The organism is Spirulina sp. 06S082 (genome assembly GCF_034932145.1).
GTDB lineage: Bacteria > Cyanobacteriota > Cyanobacteriia > Cyanobacteriales > Spirulinaceae > CCY15215.
The window spans coordinates 20257-27324 of the sequence record NZ_JAYGHV010000132.1; the positions used below are offsets into that span (position 1 = coordinate 20257).

The 7068-nt window shown below is 42.6% G+C and carries 5 protein-coding genes and 1 tRNA gene; 2 read left to right on the forward strand and 4 right to left on the reverse strand.

Translation table 11 applies throughout. From position 1 onward, the window contains the following. Position 1: 1 nt before the first annotated feature. Positions 2-2188 (reverse strand): ATP-binding protein, encoded by a 2187-nt coding sequence (locus VB714_RS09170; protein ID WP_416309641.1) that lies wholly within the window; start codon positions 2186-2188, stop codon positions 2-4. A gap of 154 nt (positions 2189-2342) precedes the next feature. Then, on the reverse strand, positions 2343-4283 hold the full coding sequence (locus VB714_RS09175) for a mechanosensitive ion channel domain-containing protein (RefSeq protein ID WP_323223355.1): 1941 nt from the start codon (positions 4281-4283) through the stop codon (positions 2343-2345). 253 nt (positions 4284-4536) lie between these two features. Between VB714_RS09175 and VB714_RS09180 the strand changes: the two genes are divergently transcribed. Together VB714_RS09180 and VB714_RS09185 are read left to right on the forward strand one after the other, a co-directional pair. Then, positions 4537-5115 carry a L,D-transpeptidase gene (locus VB714_RS09180; RefSeq protein WP_323223357.1) on the forward strand — a complete coding sequence of 193 codons (579 nt, stop codon included), beginning with the start codon at positions 4537-4539 and terminating at the stop codon, positions 5113-5115. Between the two features lie 67 nt (positions 5116-5182). Further along, positions 5183-5752, forward strand: a complete 570-nt coding sequence (locus tag VB714_RS09185; protein WP_323223359.1) for a L,D-transpeptidase — start codon at positions 5183-5185, stop codon at positions 5750-5752. A gap of 74 nt (positions 5753-5826) precedes the next feature. On the opposite strand, the gene VB714_RS09190 is transcribed toward VB714_RS09185, so the two are convergent. Beyond that, positions 5827-5899, reverse strand: a tRNA-His gene (locus VB714_RS09190). A 69-nt stretch (positions 5900-5968) separates the two neighbouring features. Then, on the reverse strand, positions 5969-7068 hold a 1100-nt coding region (locus VB714_RS09195; RefSeq protein ID WP_323223361.1), incomplete at its 5' end, for a UbiD family decarboxylase.

Below are 7068 nucleotides of genomic sequence, written 5' to 3' on the forward strand. Positions count from 1 at the left end.
ATTATGATATTTTCAGGGGAATCTCGATCGCAAATTCAGTTCCTTTACCAGGAGTAGAAAAACATTTTAACTTACCTTGATGCTTCTCGGTGATAATCTGATAGCTGATAGACATTCCCATTCCTGTTCCTTTACCGATCGCCTTGGTGGTGAAAAAAGGCTCAAAAATGCGCTGTTGGATCTCCTCGGGAATGCCAGGTCCATTGTCGGCGATCGCAATTTGACAAGTGCGATCGTCGAGACTAGAAGTGCGAATGGTAATACAACTCGGATTTTCTTGATTCTCTTGATAGGTTCTTTTGCCATTCACCTCATCAAGAGCATCGATCGCATTAGCAAAAATATTCATAAACACTTGATTGAGTTGGCTAGGATAACACTCGACTTCAGGAATATTACCATAATCTTTGACAATTTGAATCTCCGGACGTTCGGGACTGGCTTTACAGCGATGTTGTAAAATCATCAGGGTGCTATCGAGGCCTTCGTGAATATTAACGGCTTTAAGACCTGCTTCATCCGTGCGAGAAAAGTTGCGTAAAGATAAAACAATTTGACGAATGCGATCGGTTCCAACTTTCATCGAAGCCAGCATTTTCAGGAGATCTTCTTGTAAAAAATCGAGATCGATTTCTTCAGCTTCTGCTTGAATTTCCGAGACGGGATCGGGATAATGTTTTGCATATAATGCCAAGAAATCTAATAGATTGTGGGTATATTCTTCAGCGTGTACGAGATTGCCATGAATGAAATTAACCGGATTATTGATTTCGTGAGCAACTCCCGCTACCAATTGACCCAAAGCAGACATTTTTTCACTTTGAATAACTTGGGATTGAGTGCGTTGCAATTCATCAAGAGTCGTTTGTAGTTTAGCAGTTCGTTCTCGTACTCGTTCTTCAAGTTTTTCTTGATTATTGGCCAATGTTGTAAAGGATTCTTGTAATTTTCCTGCCATCTGGTTAAAGGAATGAGAGAGGTAATTTAACTCGCGAATGCCATTTTCTGGAACGGTTTGTTTTAAATTTCCTGATGCCATCTTTTGACTGGCTTGGTTTAATTGCAGAATGGGTTGAACGATGAGACGAGAAGTAAAAATACCGATGATTGAAGCAATTCCTAAAGCCCCCAAACAAAGGAAAATTGTGGTGCGAGTGTTATCCTGAATTTGTGCCATGAATTCCCGTTCTGGGATTGCTAATACCACCAGCCAATCTAACCCATATTTATCTTGCCAAGAATCGATATCAACAAAATACCTTTCTCCTTGCAGATTGACAGTAAAGTTTTCGGTCGTGATGTCTTTTAAACTGCCAAAACGCTGTTGGATTTCTCGGGTAATTTGCTGCACGATGGGATTGGTACTTTCGAGGGCATTGATGCGTTTAATTTCCTGATTAACGAGGACAAAAGGAGGTTCTTTGCCGGAATTAGCAATAATTGCTCCATCTCGTTCTAGAATGAATATATCCCCCGATCGCCCAATTTCTAAATTGTTCAAGAAGTCGCCAAGTTTTAATAAATGAATATCGGCTGCTAACATTCCCAATAATTGATTTTGGGTATCATAAATGGGACGACTGGCTGAAGCAACAACATAAGGTCCCGTTGCTAAATTAGTCGCGATGGTTTTTGCCCAGATGGGTTTTCCGGCTGCGATGGGTTCTTTGTACCAATCCTCGCTGAAATTATCCCATGTCCACTCTTCAAGAATGTCAGTCCGATCGCCGCGATCGTTGACAGCATAAGTAATAATATTATTTTCTTTTTCTCCCGTCCAATGGTCAATTGTAATGGTTTTACCATCATAGCGGGCAACTCCAAGGCCGCTACCATCGGTTAAACCAATGCCAATATAGGTTAGATCGTAAGTTTGCATTTGATCCCAAAAATACTTGCTGACGGTTTCGCGATCGCCGAGATCCAAGATTCCCCGACGAATAGCATCAGCATTAATTTGGTTGAGAGATTGGGGAATGGTCAGATATGAGTTCAAGCGTTCGTCAACAACACTGCCAGTTCGAGTCATTAATTGTGCGGCTAGATCCCTGACGGCTTTCTGTCCGTTTCTAAAAGATAAATAGCCTACCAGTCCTACTGCGGCAAAAATCTGCACCAAAAAAGGTACAATTAAAACGAGTTGTAAGGGTATTTTTGGGCTTGTCGTGCCTTGGTTCTTAGTTTTCATGTCTAGCAGTAGGAATAAATCGGAGATATTCCTCAATTGTAAGAGCAATATGCGCTGTGTTGGAACGATCGCGATCGCATTTAGCCCTGATATTTCACCCACAAAATCCCACACACTCCCTTAAATCAAAGATTCCGAAAAACTACACGCAAAGTTAATAATAAAACTGATAAAATAAATATTCATCCAGAAAAGGGTGTTCGTCGGTGACATGGTGAAGAATACCTCGTTTGCGAAGATGTTCCCCGATCGCGATCGCATCTTCTCGGCTACACTCTTCCCTCACCATCAACCAATCCACCAATTCTGCCCCAATAAAACAGCGCGAATAAGTTTTTAAACGATAGCGGCGATCTTTAATTTCAATGCCTTCAGAACCTTTTAAAGCTATAACTAATGTTTCAACATCTAAATGACTTAAATCTCGCGTATTTACCGCTTTCATGTCTCCTTCATCAATAGTCATGGGAACATTTTTCAAGGAAAAATCACTCTCATTCTCAGTTGTTTTTAGAGGTGAATCTACCGATGTGAGCGGATATTTTTGCTGGAGAGATTGCACTAATTGTTGCAATTGAGGCGATCGCAGGTTTAAATCTCGTTGCGGGAAAGGCATTTCAATATTATAATGATTTAAGTTGGCTTCTATGCGATAATTAAGATCGCTTTTAATGCGAGCCTGTTGCTTCGGATCTGCTGTCCAAACGCGCAACTCAAAGTTAAGAGAACTATCGCCAAATTCCAGAAACCAAACTTGAGGTTCCGGTCGTAATAATACTTCAGGATGACTGGTTGCAACTTCTAATAAGGCTTTGCGAAGGAGAGGAACATTGGAACCATAAGCCACACTAATAGAAATTTTCAAGCGAGAAACTGGATCGCCATAACTGCGATTAATAGTTTCCGAATCTAAAAACCGAGAATTAGGAACTACAATGGTGACGCGATCGAGAGTACGAATAATTGTGCTGCGAGATCCAATTCTTTCTACACTTCCTTCTAACCCTTCAACTGTGACAAAATCCCCCACTTTAATCGGACGTTCGATGGCAATTATTAAGCCACTGACGAAATTATTAACAATATTTTGGACTCCAAAACCAATCCCCACCCCAAGGAAACTAGCAAGGATAGCCAGAGAAGCTAAATTTAAGCCCCATAAGGGCAGTAAAATCAACAAAGCAATACAAATCAGCCCATAGCGAATTAAAACCGCAATGACCTCATAAGTCCCCGACTCTTGCCCCGATCGCTTGCAAATATATCCTTGCATCCAACGAGAAATCAAACTGACAACAAACCATAACCCCAAACTCATCAAAACTAAAACAATAATATCTTGAATCGATTTTGTTTCCGTATCGCTAAGAGGAATAATCGGTTCGGAAATAAACCAGAATAACTGATAGCGTAAAATCCGAGTTTGCGGTAGGCGATCGCTAATCCAATAAAAAACACTCAAACAGAGTGTCACATCGAGAATAAACCAAATAATCCGTAAGAGAAACTTAACGGGTTGTTCCCAAGAATAAAGCGGATGTTCTGGATCGCCGATCCATTTGAAAAATTTACTAACACTCCATTCAACACTAAAGCTGAGAAGAATAATCAAAACAATTGCAGCAAACAAACATGACACCATCCAAATAATCGCTTGTTTTTGGTATTTAGGAGTGCGCTGTTCCTTTGCTTCTTGCAAAGATATTGCAATTTTTTTACGCCATAATTTCCCTTGTTGAAAGGGTGTTGATGCTGACAAGAGATCGTTTTCTGTCAGGGTGAGGAGATAGCGATCGCCAATTTGCAGAATAACTTGTCCATTTTCTTGTAGAATCTCAACATCAATTTCAGACTCGGAAGTAGTCGCTTCAGAGATTAGCCTCTGGTTGATAAATTTAGCACGTTCTCGGGGAGAAAAATTACCAAATCCTCCCACTTCAAAGAGAATATTCCCATCAAGGAGAATGGGGGCTTTTGCCACTGAATTAGCTGGCATTTGTGCGGCGATCGGGGTAGGGTGAAACACCACCAAAAAGGTTAAAATACCTAAAAGCAGCCATTTACCGAAATGTTTGAAAAATCTAGACTCTAGCATAGTTAGGACTTACGCATTAGCGGGCAAGATGCCAATGAAGTATTATCAATGAGGGAAAACTCCCTGACAATGCCCGTTATTTTTGGCTTTACCGCATCCTAACCGGAAACAAGCTCAACTCCTCTACGTCAAAGCTATTAATCTTGAAAAAATTCTCAGGTAACTTTCAGGTTTCGCTTACAATATCTAGAAGGGCAAACCCGTAATTTTTCCTGAATATTCTTTAAATTCCCTTTCAGTGAGGATTGTGATAATGATGGCACGAGTCAGAGATCGGCGTATTTCTCGCAGTTTAATGGTTATTGTTTCCAGCTTGGCCATGTTAATGGTAGGGACAAGGGCGATCGCGTCGGAGGATTCTGTTTCCGACTTCAGTAGCCAGAGTATTGCTTCCCTCGATGTTCCTCCCCTCGGTAGCAGCGATCGCTATCTTCCTGAAACCGCCGTGACTCACTTACGCTTAGACTTAAGCGATCGCCGGGTTTATGTGGAACGAGGAGAGGAAAGAATTGCCAGCTATCCTGTGGCGATCGGCAAATCTCAAACCCCCACTCCTACAGGCACTTATGAGGTTTTCCAGATGATCGAAAACCCAATTTGGCAAAGTCCTTGGACGGGACAAGTGACACCACCGGGAGCCAATAGTGCCTTGGGGTTGCGCTGGATCGGTTTTGCTCAAATGTCTAATGGTATTATCGGCTTTCACGGCACTCCGACGGTTTCTTCTATTGGCAAAGCCGCCTCCAATGGTTGTGTGAGGATGTACAATAAAGATGTCCTTGCCATGTTTGAACAAGTGGAAATGGGAACAACAGTGATTGTTCAACATTAATGTAAAAAATAGCACTTGAACTAGATAGTTAGAGGTAAGGTGAGATTACTCACCTTACAAAGTAATTATGGTAAAACGCGATCGCAGCAAACGGTGTTTTTATTGGGGTTTAGGGGTTAGTTTATTTTTATTGGGACTGCAAAGCCCAATTTTAGCCTCTCCTATAGAAGCAATTTCCCCAGCACAACTCACCTCTTTATTAGAAATTCCTCCATTAGGAGATGCCGATAAATTTTTACCCAAAGTTGCTGAATATCGTTTAATTTTGCGCCTAGGCGATCGCCGGGTTTATTATTACGAAGGAGAGGAGTTAATTGTTAGTTATCCCGTGGCGATCGGTCGCGAAGGTTGGGAAACACCAAGGGGTAATTTTGAGGTATTTCAGAAGGTTGTTAACCCCACCTGGCAGCATCCCTTTACAGGGGAAATTGTCCCTCCCAGTGCCAATAATCCCCTCGGAGTGCGTTGGATCGGCTTCTGGACGGATGGAGAAAATGCGATCGGTTTTCACGGGACTCCTAACGAAGAATTAATCGGTCAAGCTGTTTCACATGGGTGCGTGAGAATGCGAAATACAGATGTTATTGCTTTGTTTGAGAAAGTAGAGATGGGAACAGTAGTTATTGTGGAAGATTAGAAATGAAACGCAACGCCGAAGAATAAATAACGAGTAAGTTCTGAAAGGGCTATCGTGTAATAGATTATCAAAAGGGCGGATGACGGGAATTGAACCCGCGAATGGTGGAATCACAATCCACTGCCTTAACCACTTGGCCACACCCGCCGTAAAATTCGCAATTTATGTAGTATAGCACGATCTTTTGGAAAAGGCAATTGCTTTCTGTGTCTCATTCTAACCTCGCATATCGTAACCGAATAGATTGGGGTCAACTTCTGTCAAATCTAACTCATCTAATCCGTATTCAACCCAACGGCGATCGACCATCTCTGCAACATCGCGATCGCTTTCTAAGACTTCTCCCCATTCGTGTTGGGTTTCTGGGGGAATTTTCGTCGTTGCATCAATGCCCATTCGTCCCCCTAAACCAATTTTCTCGCTGGCAAAATCTAAGGTATCAAAAGGGGTTTCGGGGAGGATAAAGACATCGCGGGAGGGGTCAACTTTAGAACTGATCGCCCAAACCACCTGACGGGGATCGCGGATGTTAATCTCTTTATCGACAACAATCACAAACTTCGTATAAGTGAATTGAGGCAGCGCACTCCAAAAAGCCAGTGCGGCTCGTTTCGCTTGTCCTGGATAGGCTTTATCAATGGAAATAATTGCCGCTTTGTAACTTAACGCTTCCATTGGTAAGAAAAAATCGGTGATTTCCGATACTTGCTGGCGAAGAATTGGTGTATAGATACGATTGAGTGCGATCGCCATCATGGCCTCTTCTTTGGGGGGACGACCGCTAAAGGTGGTTAAATAAATGGGGTCTTTCCGATGGGTCATGCAGTGGAAGCGAATCAAGGGGGAATCCTCTACGCCGCCATAATAACCCATGTGATCTCCGAAGGGTCCATCGGGTAACATTTCTCCAGGTGTTATTGTTCCTTCTAACACAAATTCGGAATCGGCGGGAACTTCTAAATCCAAGGTTTTGCATTTCGCTAAAGTGACTCCCGATCCCCCATATAATCCTGCAAATAGCCACTCTGATAAGTCTACGGGAATGGGAGTCGCCGCGGCCATGATAATTAAGGGGTCTACTCCGAGGGCGATCGCAATTTCTAATTTTTTGCCAGCTTCGGCTGCTTTTCGTAAATGTCTCGCCCCTCCTCGCACCGATAACCAATGCACGGTCATGGTATTTTGAGATTGCAATTGTAAGCGATAAACGCCGACATTAGGAGTGCCTGTTTCGACATCTTTGGTGATGACTAACCCTAGTGTAATAATCTTGCCTGCGTCGCCGGGATAGGGACGAATGAGGGGAATTTTGTTGA

Excerpts from the sequence above, each read along its gene's own strand:
- VB714_RS09170 (WP_416309641.1), bottom strand. The coding sequence starts at position 2,188 with ATGAAAACTAAGAACCAAGGCACGACAAGCCCAAAAATACCCTTACAA.
- VB714_RS09175 (WP_323223355.1), bottom strand. The coding sequence starts at position 4,283 with ATGCTAGAGTCTAGATTTTTCAAACATTTCGGTAAATGGCTGCTTTTA.
- VB714_RS09180 (WP_323223357.1), top strand. The coding sequence starts at position 4,537 with ATGATGGCACGAGTCAGAGATCGGCGTATTTCTCGCAGTTTAATGGTT.
- VB714_RS09185 (WP_323223359.1), top strand. The coding sequence starts at position 5,183 with ATGGTAAAACGCGATCGCAGCAAACGGTGTTTTTATTGGGGTTTAGGG.